This is a genomic window from Paenibacillus sp. M-152, assembly GCF_003856555.1.
In the GTDB taxonomy this organism is placed as follows: Bacteria; Bacillota; Bacilli; order Paenibacillales; family Paenibacillaceae; genus Paenibacillus; species Paenibacillus polymyxa_C.
In genome coordinates, this window is the sequence record NZ_CP034141.1 from 3,508,620 (window position 1) to 3,526,487 (window position 17,868).

The window sequence follows — 17,868 nt, forward strand, 5'->3', positions numbered from 1 at the left end:
TTTTTTCGGTATATTGTAAATGTAAGAAGTAAGTCTTACTTTGTAGTTTCTTGGATCAGAGCTACGACTACTTCAGCAACCTTCACTAGATCATCGGCCTTGATCTTTTCCTCTGTGGTGTGGATGTTCTGGTAGCCTACCGCCAAATTCACCGTTGGAATACCAAGCCCGTTGAATACATTGGCATCTGAGCCGCCACCGGAATGGAAGGTTGATGTTGCCATTCCCAGTCCTTGAATGGCACGCTGTGCAACCTGTACAACTTCATCATGCTCCGTAAAGCTGAATGCTGGATAGATGACTTCACTGCGGAACTCTCCCTGAGCACCAAATTCACGCGTAGTGGTTTCGAGCGCTTCACGCATATGCTGAATCTGATGATTAACCTTTTCCTGTACAATACTGCGAGCCTCCGCACGGATCAATACAAAATCGCAGACCACATTCGTCGCGCCGCCGCCCTCGAAACTGCCGATGTTAGCAGTCGTCTCCTTATCAATGCGTCCCAATTTCATTTTAGAAATTGCTTTAGAAGCGACTTGAATGGCACTAATGCCATCTTCAGGATTGACCCCCGCATGAGCGGACTTTCCAGTAATTCTCATTTCAATACGTGCCTGTGTGGGAGCAGCTATACAAATAGAACCGACTTCACCGTTCGAATCCAAAGCGTATCCGAAGTCAGAATCCAGGACTTCCGGCTTCATCGCCCGTGCACCCATTAAACCAGATTCCTCGCCAGCCGTAATCACGAACTGAATTTGACCATGGGGTATGTTCTGCTCGCGCACGACACGAATCGCCTCGAACAAAGCAGCAATCCCAGCCTTGTCGTCCGCACCCAGAATTGTTGAACCATCACTGCGAATCCAGCCATCCTCACCCAACTGCGGTTTGATTCCTTTGCCTGGAGTCACGGTATCCATGTGACAGGTGAAAAATATTTTGGGTGCTTGCTCCACACCTTCCGCTTTCCAGGTAACAATCAAATTGCCCGAACCATGTCCCGTTCTTTCGCGAGAATCATCTTCTACGACTTCCAGTCCTAGTGCATTAAACTTTTCTTTCAGAACACGTGATATTTCCTGTTCATGCTTCGTTTCACTATCCACCTGTACGAGTTCCACAAATTCCTGTACGATTCGGTCTTTTACTATCTCTACTGTCATTAAACTTTCCTCTCTTTCCCGATTACGTTACAATACGGATAGATGTTCTTATCTATGACTTAAACCTATCCTAAAGGAGTTACACATGTCTAACAAAAAATGGGTTCGTTTTTTCGTCTACGTTATGCTCGCAGCTATGATTGGTTCTACACTGTTCATGGTGATTGAGCCGTTTATTATGCCACTATAATAGCTATACCGCTCAAGGTTGAACTACTTCAAGATCCGTTGAAGCTATGTGTAGACGAGCTGCTGCACAAGCAAAGAGGCGGGCTCCCGTGTTAATTACACAATTGCCCGCCTGACCTTTATTGGAAGGAATGCGTTTGCCATTGCGCAGCAAATGAAAATTGCTGTTCAAAGTACGGTACAATTTCCTTCGCAATCTGTTCCACCGAAAAAGACTGCTGTGTACAGTCCTCTAATGATGTCACACCGTATTCCTGAATTCCGCACGGAACAATGCCTTCAAAGCCCTCATGCTGTATTCCTGACTTGATGTTAAAGGCAAAGCCATGGCTGGTTACGAAGCCTCGACGGTGCTTACATTTGTTAAATTTGACACCAATGGCCGCAATTTTAAGATTCCCGATCCATACCCCCGTATATTCAGGCTTACGGCTCCCTTCAATCCCATAAGATGCCAGCAACTGAATGATCACTTCTTCCAGACTTCGAAGGTATCCGTGCAGATTTAACGCCTCTCGGTTGCCAAGCACAAGTAGAGGATATCCGACAAGTTGCCCTGGTCCATGATATGTAATGTCTCCCCCACGATCAATCTGAAAGACGCTGATTCCCTGCTCTTTCAGCTGCTCTGGTGTAAGGAGCAAATGCTCAGGATGCCTCTGGGAACCAATGGTGTAGGTTGGTGGATGCTGGAGAAGCATAAGCGTTTCTCTCGCCTCCCCCGCATCCAGCTTTCCCACAATCTCCTTCTGGACATCCCAAGCATGGGCATATTCCATCCTATTCGTATAGGTTACATCAAGCGGTCGTCTATTCACGGCCTGTCACTTCCTCTCCGTCCATTTACCTAACTGTTCGGATGATTAGTACAGCTTCGTATCCAAGGTGTAGCCTTCTAGATTTTCTTTAACCCGTTGCAGGAATCGTCCGCAAATCACTCCATCTAAAATACGATGATCCAGCGACAGACACAGATTAGCCATTGAGCGCACCGCAATCATATCATCAATAACCACTGGTCTTTTGACAATGGATTCAAAGGTAAGAATTGCAGCCTGCGGATAATTAATCACCGGATAAGATAAAATTGAACCAAAGGAACCTGTGTTGTTGACGGTGAACGTTCCACCCTGCATGTCGTCCAGTTTGAGTGTACCTTCGCGAGTTTTACGTGCCAAATCGTCAATTTCACGAGCTAAGCCAGCAATATTTTTCTGATCGGCCTTTTTAATAACAGGAGTAAGAACGGAGTCCTCTGTACCTACGGCCAACGAAATATTGATGTCTCTTTTGATGATAATTTTATCCACTGCCCATACCGAATTCATGATCGGATATTCCTTGATTGCATTCACGACTGCTTTCATGAGAAAAGCAAGATACGTAATATTGATGCCTTCTTTTTGTTTGAACTCGTTTTTGATCTTGTTGCGGAGCATCACCAGATTGGTCACATCCACTTCAATCGTCGTCCAGGCATGAGGAATTTCCGAAACACTTTGCCGCATATTGCGGGCAATTGCACTACGAATGGGTGTAACATCAATAAAATACTCGGATCTGTTATTGTTGCCACCCTCAACTTCGATCATAGGAACTTTTGGAGCTTCCGTTAAATGAATGCCGCTGTTGCGCACCGGAATCGCAGGGTCCATATTTTGAACTGGTGCACTATGCTGAACGGCAGACTGCTGGAGTCCTGTAAAAGGAGATCCTTGTCCTTGCGTGGTTCCACTCGTCTGACCAGTCACTCCAGTTGGAGCAGAGCCGCCCTGCTGCACAAAATTCAACACGTCTTTGCGGGTAATTCTTCCCCCCATGCCTGTGCCTGGCACTCTGCTTAGGTCTACATTGTGCTCAGCAGCCAGTGTTTGGACCGCTGGAGAAAAACGTCCGCGCATGGACTGATCCGATCCAACACTCTGCTGGGATTGTGCTTGCACGTTGCTTTGAGATGCTGGTGCCGCAGGTGTCCCTCCTGTTGATGCTGTAGGTGCAGCCGACTTCGTCTGGATACGGCAAATCAACTCGCCTACCGCTACCGTCTGACCTTCCTCTGCCAACAGGTCACCCATAATCCCATCCAATGTGGAAGGAATTTCTGCGTTCACTTTATCTGTAATGACCTCGCAAATTGGCTCGAATTGCTCTACTGGATCACCAGGTTGTTTCAGCCATTTGGCGATTGTCGCTGATACGAGCGATTCAGCCAATTGCGGCATGGTCACGTCGTTCCATTGTGTTTGGTCTGACATTTTTTTCAACTCCTTAACATCATAGAAGGGCGCGTTTTATCGCTGCCCCACTACACTTTTGGAATGCTTTCGCCCGAATCTGCTCTATATTAATACATTGCGAGACGACGCATGGCTTCCTTCACTTTATCCTTGTTTAACATATAAAACTTCTCCATCGGTGGACTGATCGGCATGGCTGGCACATCAGGAGCGCACAGACGCTCAATCGGTGCATCCAGTTCGAACAGACACTCTTCATTAATAATAGCCGATACTTCGGCACCGATACCGCCCGTTTTGTTGTCCTCATGAACGATTAAAACCTTACCTGTATGTCGTGCAGCCTCAATAATGGCTTCGCGATCCAAAGGCTGGAGTGTGCGCAAATCCACAACATGTGCGGTAATGCCCTCTTCCTTCTCCAATTCCTCAGCTGCCTGCATAACAAAATGCAACGGCTGGCTATATCCGATGACCGTAATATCGTCACCCTCACGTAGCAGATTAGCCTTGCCAATTGGAACGATATAATCATCCTCAGGCACTTCACCCTTAATCAGCTTGTAGGATTTTTTATTTTCAAAAAACAGCACTGGATCAGGGTCACGAATGGCTGCTTTCAACAATCCTTTGGCATCATAAGGTGTAAATGGAGCAACAATTTTTAAACCCGGTGTACCAAAAAAGATAGATTCTGGACACTGAGAATGATATAAACCACCAAAAATACCGCCACCGATGGGGGCGCGGATCACCACAGGGCAATTCCAATCGTTATTAGAGCGGTAGCGGATTTTAGCCGCTTCACTAATAATCTGATTCGTCGCCGGCAGCATGAAGTCCGAATATTGCATTTCGGCAATCGGCTTCATTCCGTACATTGCCGCACCAATCGCAACTCCTGCAATCGCCGACTCTGCCAATGGCGTATCCATGACACGTTGCTCACCGAATTGGTCCATGAGCCCCTTAGTCGTTGTAAAAACACCGCCTTTTACGCCGACGTCCTCACCTAATACAAAAACCGTTTCATCCTGCTCCATTTCTTCTTTCATAGCAAGACGTATCGCATCAATATATTCCATAATCGCCATCGTTACCGACCCTCCCCATCGCTATCAGCATACACATGCAGCAGCGTATCTTCAGGCTTTGGAAAAGGCGCATTGTCTGCATATTCAATGGCTTCCTTGACTTCGAGCAGCAGCTCGGCCGACAGATCTGCATCTTTGGCCTCGTCCCAAATGCCGCATTCAATCAAGTAACTCTTCATGCGGGCTACGCCGTCCTTGGCCCAGTTTTCATCCACTTCCTCCTTGGTCCGGTAAGCCAGATCATTATCCGAGGTGGAGTGAGGGGACAGACGGTACATCATCGCTTCGATTAGCGTAGGACCTTCACCGCGGACAGCACGTTCACGTGCTTCCTTCACCGCGGCATATACGGCTAGCGCATCATTACCGTCGACACGAATACCAGGGAATCCGTAACCCAATGCCCGGTCGCTTACCTTGCCTGCCAACTGCTTATGAATCGGAACCGATATTGCATATTGATTGTTCTCACACATAATGATGACTGGCAGCTTCTGTACACCTGCAAAGTTACAGCCTTCGTGAAAATCCCCCTGATTGCTGGAGCCTTCCCCAAACGTAACAAACGATACAAAATCCTTTTTTTGCATCTTGGCGGCCAACGCAACACCCACTGCATGTGGAACCTGTGTCGTCACTGGACTGGAGCCTGTCACAATACGCAGCCGTTTACTACCAAAATGCCCTGGCATCTGGCGCCCTCCACTATTAGGGTCATCTGCCTTGGCAAATGCCGACAGCATCAATTCGCGCGGCGTCATGCCGACTGCAAGCACGAATCCGTAATCCCGGTAATAGGGAAGGAAATAGTCCTTTTCCCGGTCTAGAGCGAAAGCTGCACCTACTTGTGCCGCTTCCTGTCCAATGCCGGAAACGTGGAAATTAATTTTCCCTGCCCGTTGCAGGAGCATGTTGCGCTCGTCAAATCTTCTTGCGAGCAACATATATCTGTACATATCAATTACTTGTCCGTGAGTAAGTCCCAGCTGCTCATGTCTGAAGCCAGCGTCTACAGCGCCTTTAGAACTCATTGAGGCACCTCCTTAAATGTCAAACATCCTACTTTCAGCACCTAGTACCATCTTGTCTTAAAACCTGGTACTAAACTCTGACTAACCCCATTATAATCCTTTTCGCCCCAAAAAGAAAAGTACCGATTTATTTGAAACGTTTATATGCCTATCGCTTGTCCATCGACTGCCAGCATCGCTTCTCCCAAAATCTCCGACAACGTTGGATGCGGATGAATAAGCTGTCCGACTTCCCAAGGCGTAGCATCCAGCAATTGCGCAAGAGCGGCCTCGCTGATCAGATCCGTCACATGCGTACCGATCATATGTACACCGAGAATATCATTGGTTTTCTGGTCCGCCACCACTTTCACGAAGCCGTCTCGACTACCGTATACTAGCGATTTTCCGATAGCTTGGAAAGGGAACTTCCCTGTTTTCACCTGGTGTCCACGTTCACGGGCTTCCTGCTCCGTTAAGCCGACGCTTGCGGCTTCAGGACGTGTGTAAATACACCGCGGAATCATATAGTTGGGTACGCTGTGAAACTCTTCGCCCGCCAAATGATGAACTGCCTGCAAGCCTTCATGACTCGCGGCATGGGCCAGTTGTAAGCCGCCGATGCAATCCCCGATGGCGTAGATATGTGGCTCATTTGTCTGCAAATGCTCATTAACCGAGATAAAGCCACGCTCCACGCGGATATCCGTATTTTCCAGCCCGATATTTTCCACATTCGCCTGACGACCTACAGAAATGAGCAGTTTGGAAGCACTGAGGGTTTCGGTTTCTTCACCTTTTTGCACGTCAATCTGTACGCCTTCCTCATCCTTGCCGTAGGTTTCAGCCAACACTTGTGCCCCCGTCAGCACCTTGACACCACGCTTGGTTAACAAGCGCTGCATTTCACGCGAAACGTCCTCGTCCTCCGTAGGAATAAGTCGATTCGCGGCCTCAACCACCGTAACCTCCACGCCAAAATCATTTAGCATGGAAGCCCATTCCACGCCAATGACCCCACCACCCACGATAATCAGAGATGCTGGCAGGTTCTCCATAGTCAATGCTTCGTCACTGCTCAGAATAAATTCGCCATCTGGCTCCAGTCCAGACAGCACACGCGGACGTGATCCTGTTGCAATAATGAGGTGTGCCGGAACAATCGTCTCCATCTCACCATCTTCTAGTTCCACAGCCACTGTACCGCTTTTAGGAGAAAATATAGACGGTCCAATCACGCGTCCCTTACCGCTCAGCACCGTAATTTTATTTTTACGCATCAAAAATTGAACGCCCTGGTGTAGCTGCTCCACAACGGCTTCCTTACGTTCCTGAACCTTGGGAAATACAAGCTGTGCTCCCGATGTCTCAATACCATATTGCGCACTTTCTTTAATCGTTGCATATACTTCCGCACTGCGCAGCAAAGCCTTGCTCGGAATACAACCACGGTGCAGACAGGTTCCGCCGAGCTTGTCCTTTTCGATGATCACCACTTCCTTGCCGAGCTGGGCTGCGCGAATTGCTGCTACATACCCTCCGGTTCCTCCACCCAAAATAGCGACATCACAATGTATAGTCATGTTTCTCCTCCATTAACATTGATTATATATAGCTTATTGTACTCTCTTTATTTCACTGTACAAAATTTAGCGTTTAGGCATAGGCTGCAAATCATCATCTACCTAATCTAGATATCTCTCCATATCATTCATACAGTGCATCTCGTAATTTCGTAGCCATTCTTGGACTTTGTGCTGATTTGGCTCGCAACGCCTTGCGAAACGATTCATTTTGCTTGCTCAGAAAATCAAGCTCTGTCTCCAACTCAATGATTAGCTCCAGAGCTTGCGGGCTAATCAGTCCTTGTTCCAGTAATACTCTTTTTTTGGCACTATAATCCGTGTTTTTTTCGTCCATGCCTTCCACTCTTCCCTTCATTCCACTACGCTTCACCATATCATGCCCGCGGCGGCAGAGCAATGACGACCACCTTTACGATTTAGGAATAGACATACAAAAACATGTCGAAAAACAATATATTTTCTCTAGTCTGTATGTGGCTCGTTATGGTAATCTATAATGGCGTTTTCTTTCGGAGATGAAGATTTACAGCGTTATGTACATGTTAAGAGAGGGGAATTCGCTTTGCCTACAGGACGAATTACGATTATAACAGGCCCCATGTTCAGCGAAAAATCCGGCGAATTGATTCGCCGTTGTCAGAAACTAATCCAATACGGGCATCGCAAGGTGGTCGCTTACAAACCAGCTGAAGACAACCGTTATGCGGAGGATGAAATTGTAAGCCGAATCGGATATCGGCTGCCCGCTATCTCTATTCCAAGAAAACTCACGGATGAGCTCGTTCAGCGTATTTTGCAAGAAACGAAAGATGCCGATGTGGTTGCCTTTGACGAAGTCCAGTTTTTCAGTCGGCATATTATGTCGCTCATACAAGAGTTAGCTTATTGCGGAAAGCATGTCATTGCCGATGGGCTAAATCTGGATTACCGAGGCAAGGAGTTCGGCTATGTCGGTGGTCTGCTCGCTATGGCAGATGACATCGAGAAACTGACTTCCTTCTGCGCTGTATGCGGCAGCTCGGAAGCAGTATTTACGCAGCGTATGGTCAATGGAAAACCTTCCACTGTAGGACCTATCGTGATGATCGGTGACTCTGAGGCTTATGAGCCTCGTTGTCGTAATTGCTTTATACCTCCTCATAAAGTGAACTGCGAATAGTAAGCTACATGGGGCGGCAAACTCCATACGCCCACTTGTTTTCCATTACTTTTTTCTTGCATTTTTTTGGAACGGTTCAAGCTATTTCCCCGTATATCCGTTAAGCTGTACAAGTTTTTATTTTTTTGTGCATAATAACCATAAGATTATCGGGGGGACGGAATGATGAGTTTCTTTAACAAGATCTTAGCAAGTGCAGGAATCGGTTCAGCCAAAGTCGATACGTTGGTGGATCAGACTGTATATGTGCCTGGAGAAGAACTTAGTGGCATCATACGTATCAAAGGCGGTAAAATTGATCAGGAAATCGGCAAAATTGATATTGAACTCAAGACTGAATATATCGTAGAGCACGATGATAAAAAAACCGTCACCACCTGCTGCATTGCGCGGATCAAGGTATCTGATGGCTTTCATCTAAAGCAAGGACAGGAGCTTGAAACTCCTTTTTCCTTTAGGTTGCCTTTGGAAACTCCTGTTACTCATGCCAAACAGCCTGTCTGGCTGGAAACAGCATTGGACATTGGCATGGCTTTGGACCCGACCGATCGTGATTCACTCAAAATCGAGCCACATCCTTATATGAGTACGGTGTTTGAGGCGGTTCACCTGTTAGGCTTCCGATTCCGTTCCTCCACCTGTGAACGTCACCCCAAGCTTGGACGCGGTGTTCCATTCGTGCAGGAGTTTGAGTTTACGCCTGGCTCGGAGTATGCACGGGATATCGAGGAGCTAGAGCTGATTATGCAGTTGGAACCCGAGGGTGTCCATGTGCTTGTAGAAGTAGATCGTAGAGGCAGAGGCTTGTCCGGTTGGCTGGAAAATGCCTTTGATATGGATGAGCGTCATGCCTGGTTGAGCTTAAGCCGGGAAGAACTATCCTATGGACCAGATCATATAGCTGATGCGCTAGAGGAATTGATTGACAGGCAAATTCGCTAACAATGTAGTAAAACACTAACAAAAAAACTCCTAACCAATTTACTTACATACGGTTGGGAGTTTTTATTAATTATAAGAATTATTTGATGATGGTTCTCCATAGTCTGTATAGACTAAAGTGGCAGCATATCCTGTCTTTCCGCCTTATGCTTACACTCTTTACATACCCCATACAGCGAACCATTATCATCGGCATAAAAGGTTAATTTTTCTTCTTTTTTACAAAAGGAGCATTTTTGTTTACTCGTGCTCTGAATGGAGTCAGACAGTCCAAATCCAGCTTGGGCCTGAATATCTGCCGCTTTTGTATTCGCGCGTGTACCCGAAAACACTTTAGACTTCATTTCATTGCCAGTGCGGGATTGTCGGGCGGGCTTACGAGGGCGAAATTCAACAACATTACTGCCCCGATGTTCATCCGATTGTTGTTGATTGCCGCTACGTCCACGCCATGCCATAACAATCCAACCCAACGCCACCAACAACACGCCGACGATCACCCAAGTCAGACTATTCCACATGCTCTCATCCCCTCTTTGCTTTAAAATCTTTTACATCCATACCACTAGCCCGTTCAATGCGATGACTTTTGCCTATAACATATGATTGTATATATCCGTGTATACAGCCTCTGTGTTGTTCATTCGATTGATACCCATGTAAAAATCTACCCTCCAGGGCAACATCCGACTCTCCTCTTAACGAGACATTGATCACGTTCGGTAAATCTTGTTATGCCGAGGAGTATATTGATCCTTTTTACAAATTGTACATGATTCTTTTGAAAAACGGTAATATCCACTCCATGGACACCGTTCTCCTTATTCATAATGCTTATCTACTTTCCAAAGGTGAGGACAAAAATGTCCCAGATGGCTACATTACTCCCCTTGATAATAAAAATCAATGAATCTTTTCGTCAACGGATTAAATTTATCAAAACGTTTGCGATGCGGTAAAAAGCCTGACTTATGTACTTGTTCTGCTAGTGTTTCTACATCTTCAAATCGCTTGAAAAAGGGCAACGCAAAAGTGTAGATATCTTCCACAATCTCTTGGATCACTCGTTCTCTTTCTACTTCTGTGGACACAAGGTAATCCCTGTTGCCCGTATATTTCTTGGTTAGAGCGATCAACTCACTGTGAAAACAAGCCCCTGTACTATACTTCTTTTTTATACTTTTGGATTCCACGGTAATGTAAACTTTTAATGCACTATATTTGGTCGCGCCGAAACAAATTTCAAATATAAATTCCTTGTTTTCTTTTTTCAAAACTTTTCTGCTTTTCAGATATTTAAAATCATTCAAAAATAGCATAGCTATGATTTTGTTTATCGCTAACTGACGCAGGTCGCTTGCTTTAAGTTCAGTTTTATTGTCCATGATATGACTCCAACCCAAAAGAATTTCCCACCATTATATCATATCTTTCCAATTACAGGCTCCGCATATCTCCATCTTTTAATCGCAAATATATTTATTAAAAAATGAATAGAAAAAGCCGCTCACAATAGAGCGGCTTTTCCCCTGAAATATAGAACCGGTATACGATTTATACTTTAAATTTACCAATTTGTCCTTGTAGGTCTTCTGCCATTTTGGACAGGTTTCTTGCAGAGGAAGCAATTTCCTCCATCGATGCCAATTGCTCTTGAGTCGCGGCAGATACGTGCTGCGTCCCAGCTGCAGCCTCTTCAGCAATCGCTGAAATTTGTCTAACAAAGCCAACAATCTCATCGGTACTTGCAGACATTTGCTCCGATCCAGCAGAGACCTCTTCAATTTCACTGGCCACTTTATTAACGGTTTCCTGAATAAGCTCAAAGGATGCACCCGCATTTTGTACGACTTCCCGACCTGTCATGACATCTCGCCCATTGGACGCTACCGCCTCAATAGCATGCGAGGTATCCTTTTGTATCAATCCCACCAGCTCCGTAATTTGTTGAGCAGAATGAGCCGATTGTTCAGCCAACTTACGCACTTCACCTGCAACTACAGCAAATCCGCTACCGTGATCTCCTGCGCGGGCTGCTTCAATGGCCGCGTTCAGGGCAAGAAGATTGGTCTGACTTGAAATATTGGTGATGACATCAATAATCTTCCCGATTTCATCTGAACGCTCTCCCAATCCAGCCATAAGATCAGCCAAGCTATTCATAGAGTCATTCACACTATTCATTTGGACAACAGCCTGCTGGATCATTTGATTACCTTCAGCTGATTTGTGAGCCGCATCCTGAGCTGATGCAAAAACATTTTGCGCACGGATTGCAATTTGTTCTACACCGATGGACATTTCCTCAATAGCCTGGGACGATTTGGTCACCATATCCACCTGGTCACCTGTCCCTGTAGCAACTTCTTGCACTGTTTCGGTAATTTGCGCAGTTGCTTGGCTATTTTGCTCTGCGCTGGCCGTCAATTCCTCCGAGGAAGTGGTTACCAGCTCGGTCGTACTACTTACAGACTGAATCAGTTGACGAAGATTTGCAACCATCGTATTAAAAGAATGGGCCAAAATACTAATCTCATCCTTGCCTTTCACGACAATGGCTTCCCCAGTAAGGTCACCGGACGCAATGCTTTCAGCAGCACGACTGATGCGCAAAATGGGCTTAGAAATAATTTGGGCTATAATGATCGCCATGATCAATGCTAGTATAACGGCTGCAATACTCAAAACGATAACTAATTGTCTGCCTAAAATAAAGTTGTCAACAGCTTCTTTCGTAATCAGTTTTGATCCATCTGCATTCAACTTAATGAGCTGACTGATCATATCGTTTGAACTATACCATAACTTATAGGATTCTTGGTGAAGGATGCTTGATTGAGTGTAATCATTAGCTCTCCCTGCTGCAATCATTTCTGGTAACTTAGTCAAATACTCCGTATAAGTTTTGGAGAATTGTTCATACATTTCACGTTCCTTAGGAGTAGCAATTAATTTTTCGTATGTTTTTCGGTCTTCTTCAACTTTCTTTAAAACCTTATCATATTCGGCCTGAACCTTCTCCATTTCCTCCGTGTCACGTTCTACAATAATGTTTAATGAGAGCCGCTCTACATCAGATATATCACCATTTAGTGTTCCGAGGATGGTCACACTTGGCATCCAATGGCTATCAATTTCCATTGAAGTATCGCCTAACTTTTTCATTCGCGAGATCGATACTGTACTAATCAAAACCAACAGGATTATTACCGCAAGGAAACCCAATAACAATTTTGTTCGAATGTTAAATTTCATATATTCGCTCCTTAGTTCTCTTTATAATAGATATTATATCGACAAGAATCGACACATTGTTTATATCAAAATTAAAGAGAATTTCAGAACTGTTTACAAAAGGAAAATTTCTCTTCGTGATCGTTATATAATGATTGACGCTTATTTTATAAACCGCGTGTGAGTATTATTTTTCGTCCATCCAATTCATCCGTTAAAGCATTGCAAGCAAAAAAGAGATACCCCCAAAGCGGGTATCCCTTTATGTTTTACTTCCTAGCTATAATCATAAATCGTTCTGCATTTGTCCTAATTCCTTTTGGAGTTTGGTTGTCCAGAATGAATTGTTGGAGTATTTCAAAATCCATTTGTTTTTGTCCAAAGTCAGGAATAATGGGAGTGTGTTTCAAAAGAAAAACTAAGTCTGCAGGAGTCTGATAATATTCGATTGCATTAAATTCAAATGACTGAATATCGTTAAAGCCCGCTTCATTGAGATCTGTAATACATTGAGTTTTCAACGAGTCTTTCTAGTACCCAATGCCTGCCCTCTTCCAAACGCTTCTTTAATGTTTAATTTGTCATTTTCGCTCACTTGCTGTGTTAAAAATATACCACCCTTAACTAACACCTTAGCTATTTCTTTTGCAGAGAAACACGAATGTCGAGAAGAGATTATATTAAAGAATTCCTTGGGAAAATTCAAATTTTCAGCATCCATCTGTAGAAAACGAACATTCGCTATGTCTGCAGAATTTTTTCTTGCTGTATCAATCATTCCAGCAGATTGGTCAATTCCGACTAAAAGCAATGCAGAAGCCGCTATTGACAAAATAGCTTCCCCGCCACCCGTGCCGATATTAAGCAATATGTCCGACTTCTCGCACGTCTTCGACACTTCATTATAGAAGTCCCATTTTACTCCTTCAGAAATACATTTCACATTGCTAAAATCCCATCCGTTGATTTTTCCAACCTTATCATAAAATTCTTTATATTCAATTGAATTCATTTTTATCCACCTTCAAATAAGATAATAAACTACGGAATAGCAGACCGAGATCATTCGAAATTTTAGTTTTGTAGTCAATGAGGCAGACTCCCCCCTTGACAGCTGGTACGCGTTTTTTTCCAGCCCGGAAACTAAATACTTCGAACAATACGGAAAGACATCCATTCACCTCATTTGAAAGTTTGCTTTAATTATATTTCTAATCAGACATGCCACAGTAACCCATATAGAGACAAGTTTAACATAAAATTATAAAGATTTATTAAAAAAGTCTATAGCAACCTGCGTAGAAAACTCATGTGTTACACCTCAACGTAATGTGAATACAAAATGTCCTCAAAACCCGCAGATGCGACAGAATTGCCTACAATAGTCGCTGACCGCATCTTACCTGTGATAGTATTGCCAGCTATTGAGATATTTTCTAGTCTGTTGGCTGTATTGGCCACCAGATTAACCCCTACACTATTTGCATTATTGAGTTTTATTTGATTGTCTTTAATGTTTGCAGTCAATATTGATGTATCTTCGTCCTTACCGATTGCTATTTGTGCTCTAGCTTTATTCAAGCAATTTATTGCATTTTTTACTACACGTATATCTCCTGCAATAGATTGATCATGCCCAAGTTGTAACACCAGTTCGGACATTGAGTTGATTTTGTTATTCTCTATAGTTATATTTTTTGGATTAGTTCCGTCAAGTAGCAACCCCCATATCCCTAGGTTTTTAGCTCGATCAACTTGAATTGTGGCCGTCCCATAGGTGTCTTGAAGATTATTACTGATAGAATCTCTCACGGTTATATTTCTCGAACCGCAAATGTCTACGAAATGTTGATCATGATTTAACGATTGGACACGCTCAATAAGTACATTATTCGCATGTCCCAACGCAATCAAGTCCCCGTAAGTCCTCGGCTTGGAGGTAACATCACCGTCTGTAATCGTGAAATTTCGTAACACGATATTGCCAGCTGCTTTATATCCACCCTTTGTGTCGTAGCCTTTATTAACGAGCAATACGCCGTTTTGCTTCCGTTCACTACTAATCCGTTTGATGATGGTGACACCCATACCAGAGCCTTCTATAATCACTCCGGCGGGTATGACAATACATGCCTTACTGTGAATACTCTTAGCGATACTTAGGAGATACGTACCTTTGCCAAGGATAAGCTTACCGCCTCCCACTCTCTCGAGGTAGTCAAGTGCAGACTGGATAGCTTTTGTCTGATCAGTCCCGTCTCCACTGGCACCAAACATATTAGATGTAACCGTGTTTTTTATTCCTCTATCCAGTTTAGCTTGTAGATCAGAAATGCCGGTAGTGAAAAACCAAACAATCACTAACAAAATTATTGAAATTTTTATCCGCATCATCTAACAACCTTCCCTAGTAATAGTGTATGTTAATACCTTACATTTTAATGGGAAGTAAAGTCAATAATATAATAACATTGGCAGATTTACACTCTGATGCGCATAAGGAGATAGACCGATGAACGTATAACGACAGCATTATTCGTAGAGTCCATTGCAATTGCAAGATTACATCTGTTCGATCTTGTATTTGTCGTAATAGTGTTTGTTACGCGCCCATTAGCATCATTTCGAAGTACGGTTTTGCTTAATGATATTCCTACTATAAAATGAACTCTCCGCAATTACCTCGCTCGTAGTCTCTCCTCATTAAATGCTTGGTATAATTCAACCTTGCATCTCTTAATTGCTCTTTGAACGTTCATACGATGAATCCAAGTATAGGGGCCCTCTATCGGTGAGTTACCCTAATTTGATGGATTTGCAAATTTGCGACATCTTGCAAAAAAATAACGCCCACCTCCGAAGAGATAAGCGTTATTCAAATAATTTTCACTTTTTTAGTATTAGTTTCAGCAAAAATACCTATTGATATGTGTGTAAAGCGTAAAATTCAACTCAATTGCGAAGAGCTTCATCGGAATCTCCGGCGCAACGATCGATAAATTATTGAGAATTTGCGTTCTACTCATGTTCATTTTTTCGCGTCTCATCAGACTTTCAGGACACCTTATTCTCAATCCGCAGCTTGTCTGCGACCATCGCTATAAATTCTGAGTTGGTTGGTTTGGACTTGCTGATATTGATAGTGTAACCGAACAGGTGGGAGATGCTGTCGATATTTCCACGGGTCCATGCTACCTCGATGGCATGGCGAATGGCGCGTTCTACGCGAGATGCCGTCGTTTTGAACTTTTCGGCAATTGCCGGATATAGGGTTTTGGTGATGGCTCCCAATATTTCGATATTATTGTACACCATCGTAATGGCTTCGCGTAGATATTGATAGCCCTTGATGTGAGCTGGTACGCCGATCTCATGGATGATAGCCGTGATGCTGGCATCCAGGTTTTTCGTCTTACCCATAGGCACAACGTTGGACCGCATGGATGAAACGGTTACCGGGCTATTGCTGACTAATTGCGGTCCTACCAATTGGCGTATACGGTTAGCAAGCACTTCCATGTCAAACGGCTTCAAAATATAATAAGATGCCCCGAGTTGAACGGCCCTCTGTGTAATATTTTCTTGACCGAATGCAGTCAGCATAATGATTTTCGGTTGTGGAGTCAGGTTCATTTCTCTTAAACGCTCCAATACACCGAGACCATCCAGATGAGGCATAATAATATCTAAAATAAGTACATCAGGTATGTTGCGGGATTCTGCGATGCGTTGGAGTACTTCTTCACCGTTAAAGGCGATTCCTGTAACTTCCATATCCTCCTGATCGGAAATATATTCAGCAAGCAAATTCGTAAATTCCCGGTTGTCATCAGCCAACAATACCTCAATTTTTTGCAATGTACTTCCTCCTTATTGAGTGTTATTCCATTGGGACATCTGTTTGCATTAAATAAATATTTCTTGTCGGAGTATATGATTTCGACATCGAATTATGAATTCCTTCTGTCGAAAATTATTTTTATTTATTTTTTTTATTAATTCAATTATAATTGAATTTTTATCTTGCAATTCTGAGTTATTCCCCTGCTTTTCGACAAAAAAATCTTAAGGCCACTAGCTCGCCTTAAGATTAGAGGATGACTTCAAGCTCAATTTATTATGCATGATTCCTGCATCACGCAACATCCATTCGATAAAACATCCGTAACCTGATTTAGGATCATTAACGAATACATGTGTTACAGCTCCGATCAGCTTACCATTTTGGATAATCGGACTCCCACTCATTCCTTGCACGATTCCGCCGGTCTTATCTAATAGCTTAGGATCTACAACCCGAATCACAAGCCCTTTGGTTGCCGGTTTATCCTGCTGAGAAATGTGTACAATTTCTGCCTGAAAACGCTGAATTTGTTGACCTTCCAATACAGTCAATATTTCTGCCGGTCCTTCTTTTACTTCATTCGCAAGTCCCACCGGAATGGGCGTCGAATACAATCCATTCTGCGGCTCATCTGACATTTTCCCAAATATTCCAAAGCTCGTATTTCGTTCTATATTTCCTAAGATCCGATGATCTTTGAGAAAATGAGCACGTTTTTCTCCTGGTTCCCCACTCTGGCTCTTCGCAATTGACGTCACATTGGATTGCACAATCTCTCCACTACCCACAACAATGGGAGTTTGAGTATTCATATCGGTAATTACATGACCCAAGGCCCCGTAAACCCCCTGGTCCGGTGCATAAAACGTTAATGTACCTACGCCTGCAGCCGAGTCTCTAATATACAACCCAAGCCGCCACGCTTTATCATCTTGATCGTATGCTGGGGTTAACTTGGTGGAAATCGTCTGCTCACCTCGACAAAGCGTGATGTCCAGCGGCTTTTTGTTTTTACCTGCCTCGTCCACGGCTTCCGCTACCCTGGCGAGACTATTAAGGGGTTTGCCGTTCATGTGTGTAATCCGGTCCCCTAGGCGAATACCAGCTGTCTCACCAGGTGACACCTTACGATCATTGCTTTCCTGAATGATATGGTGACCTACGACAAGCACTCCTGAAGATTTTACTTTGACCCCGATCGTCTGCCCCCCCGGGTATACTTTCAAATCGGGAACCACGCTTTCTTGGGTTGTTTGCATGCTTTTAGTGCCGAACAAATCCAAAGAAGCTTGTAGAGGCAGCGCTGCTTGCACATGCTGAGCGTTACCGAGAGAACACATAAGAAAAACAAGCAAAAGACCGAGCAATTTGATCCTGGAGTAAAAATTCAATGGCTGTCACGCT

16 protein-coding genes and 1 pseudogene are annotated in these 17,868 nt (G+C 44.1%); 3 read left to right on the forward strand and 14 right to left on the reverse strand.

The window, feature by feature from the left end; all coding sequences use genetic code 11:
- Positions 1-35 precede the first annotated feature (35 nt).
- Complete coding sequence (locus EGM68_RS15355) at positions 36-1,169, reverse strand: tripeptidase T (RefSeq protein WP_025675625.1); 1,134 nt, start codon at positions 1,167-1,169, stop codon at positions 36-38.
- Between the two features lie 85 nt (positions 1,170-1,254).
- Between EGM68_RS15355 and prli42 the strand changes: the two genes are divergently transcribed.
- Positions 1,255-1,359, forward strand: a complete 105-nt coding sequence (gene prli42 / locus EGM68_RS15360) for a stressosome-associated protein Prli42 (protein ID WP_016822268.1) — start codon at positions 1,255-1,257, stop codon at positions 1,357-1,359.
- 118 nt (positions 1,360-1,477) lie between these two features.
- Here the strand turns inward: prli42 and lipB are convergent, their stop codons facing one another.
- From lipB to EGM68_RS15390, 6 genes are all read right to left on the reverse strand, one after another.
- Complete coding sequence (gene lipB, locus EGM68_RS15365; RefSeq protein WP_025675624.1) at positions 1,478-2,176, reverse strand: lipoyl(octanoyl) transferase LipB; 699 nt, start codon at positions 2,174-2,176, stop codon at positions 1,478-1,480.
- A gap of 45 nt (positions 2,177-2,221) precedes the next feature.
- Positions 2,222-3,613 carry a dihydrolipoamide acetyltransferase family protein gene (locus EGM68_RS15370; RefSeq protein ID WP_013371749.1) on the reverse strand — a complete coding sequence of 464 codons (1,392 nt, stop codon included), beginning with the start codon at positions 3,611-3,613 and terminating at the stop codon, positions 2,222-2,224.
- Between the two features lie 89 nt (positions 3,614-3,702).
- Positions 3,703-4,689, reverse strand: a complete 987-nt coding sequence (locus tag EGM68_RS15375; protein ID WP_013310796.1) for an alpha-ketoacid dehydrogenase subunit beta — start codon at positions 4,687-4,689, stop codon at positions 3,703-3,705.
- Positions 4,690-4,691: 2 nt separating this feature from the next.
- Positions 4,692-5,720: a thiamine pyrophosphate-dependent dehydrogenase E1 component subunit alpha gene (locus tag EGM68_RS15380; RefSeq protein ID WP_013371751.1), complete on the reverse strand. Its 1,029-nt coding sequence runs from the start codon at positions 5,718-5,720 to the stop codon at positions 4,692-4,694.
- 140 nt (positions 5,721-5,860) lie between these two features.
- Positions 5,861-7,282, reverse strand: a complete 1,422-nt coding sequence (gene lpdA / locus EGM68_RS15385; protein ID WP_129549524.1) for a dihydrolipoyl dehydrogenase — start codon at positions 7,280-7,282, stop codon at positions 5,861-5,863.
- Positions 7,283-7,406: 124 nt separating this feature from the next.
- The gene (locus tag EGM68_RS15390) at positions 7,407-7,682 is read right to left on the reverse strand and encodes a hypothetical protein (RefSeq protein WP_240664051.1); all 276 of its coding nucleotides are present in this window, start codon (positions 7,680-7,682) and stop codon (positions 7,407-7,409) included.
- Between the two features lie 165 nt (positions 7,683-7,847).
- Here EGM68_RS15390 and EGM68_RS15395 point away from each other — a divergent pair, with 165 nt between their 5' ends.
- Both EGM68_RS15395 and EGM68_RS15400 read left to right on the forward strand, forming a co-directional pair.
- A complete protein-coding gene (locus EGM68_RS15395) occupies positions 7,848-8,444 on the forward strand; it encodes a thymidine kinase (protein WP_170973174.1) in 597 nt (198 codons plus the stop codon).
- Positions 8,445-8,609: 165 nt separating this feature from the next.
- Entirely contained in the window at positions 8,610-9,386 is a 777-nt protein-coding gene (locus EGM68_RS15400; protein ID WP_017427508.1) for a sporulation protein, read from the forward strand.
- Between the two features lie 113 nt (positions 9,387-9,499).
- On the opposite strand, the gene EGM68_RS15405 is transcribed toward EGM68_RS15400, so the two are convergent.
- The 7 genes and pseudogenes from EGM68_RS15405 to spoIVB form a co-directional block, all read right to left on the reverse strand.
- Positions 9,500-9,907 carry a hypothetical protein gene (locus EGM68_RS15405; RefSeq protein WP_025675622.1) on the reverse strand — a complete coding sequence of 136 codons (408 nt, stop codon included), beginning with the start codon at positions 9,905-9,907 and terminating at the stop codon, positions 9,500-9,502.
- Between the two features lie 360 nt (positions 9,908-10,267).
- Positions 10,268-10,771, reverse strand: a complete 504-nt coding sequence (locus EGM68_RS15410; RefSeq protein ID WP_129549525.1) for a hypothetical protein — start codon at positions 10,769-10,771, stop codon at positions 10,268-10,270.
- Positions 10,772-10,940: 169 nt separating this feature from the next.
- Entirely contained in the window at positions 10,941-12,641 is a 1,701-nt protein-coding gene (locus tag EGM68_RS15415) for a methyl-accepting chemotaxis protein (RefSeq protein WP_129549526.1), read from the reverse strand.
- Between the two features lie 248 nt (positions 12,642-12,889).
- Positions 12,890-13,632, reverse strand: a pseudogene (locus EGM68_RS15420) (class I SAM-dependent methyltransferase).
- Positions 13,633-13,934: 302 nt separating this feature from the next.
- Entirely contained in the window at positions 13,935-15,014 is a 1,080-nt protein-coding gene (locus EGM68_RS15425) for a hypothetical protein (RefSeq protein ID WP_058829760.1), read from the reverse strand.
- Between the two features lie 660 nt (positions 15,015-15,674).
- Positions 15,675-16,478 (reverse strand): sporulation transcription factor Spo0A, encoded by an 804-nt coding sequence (gene spo0A, locus EGM68_RS15430; protein WP_013371763.1) that lies wholly within the window; start codon positions 16,476-16,478, stop codon positions 15,675-15,677.
- A gap of 216 nt (positions 16,479-16,694) precedes the next feature.
- Entirely contained in the window at positions 16,695-17,855 is a 1,161-nt protein-coding gene (gene spoIVB / locus EGM68_RS15435) for a SpoIVB peptidase (protein WP_058829761.1), read from the reverse strand.
- Positions 17,856-17,868: the final 13 nt, after the last annotated feature.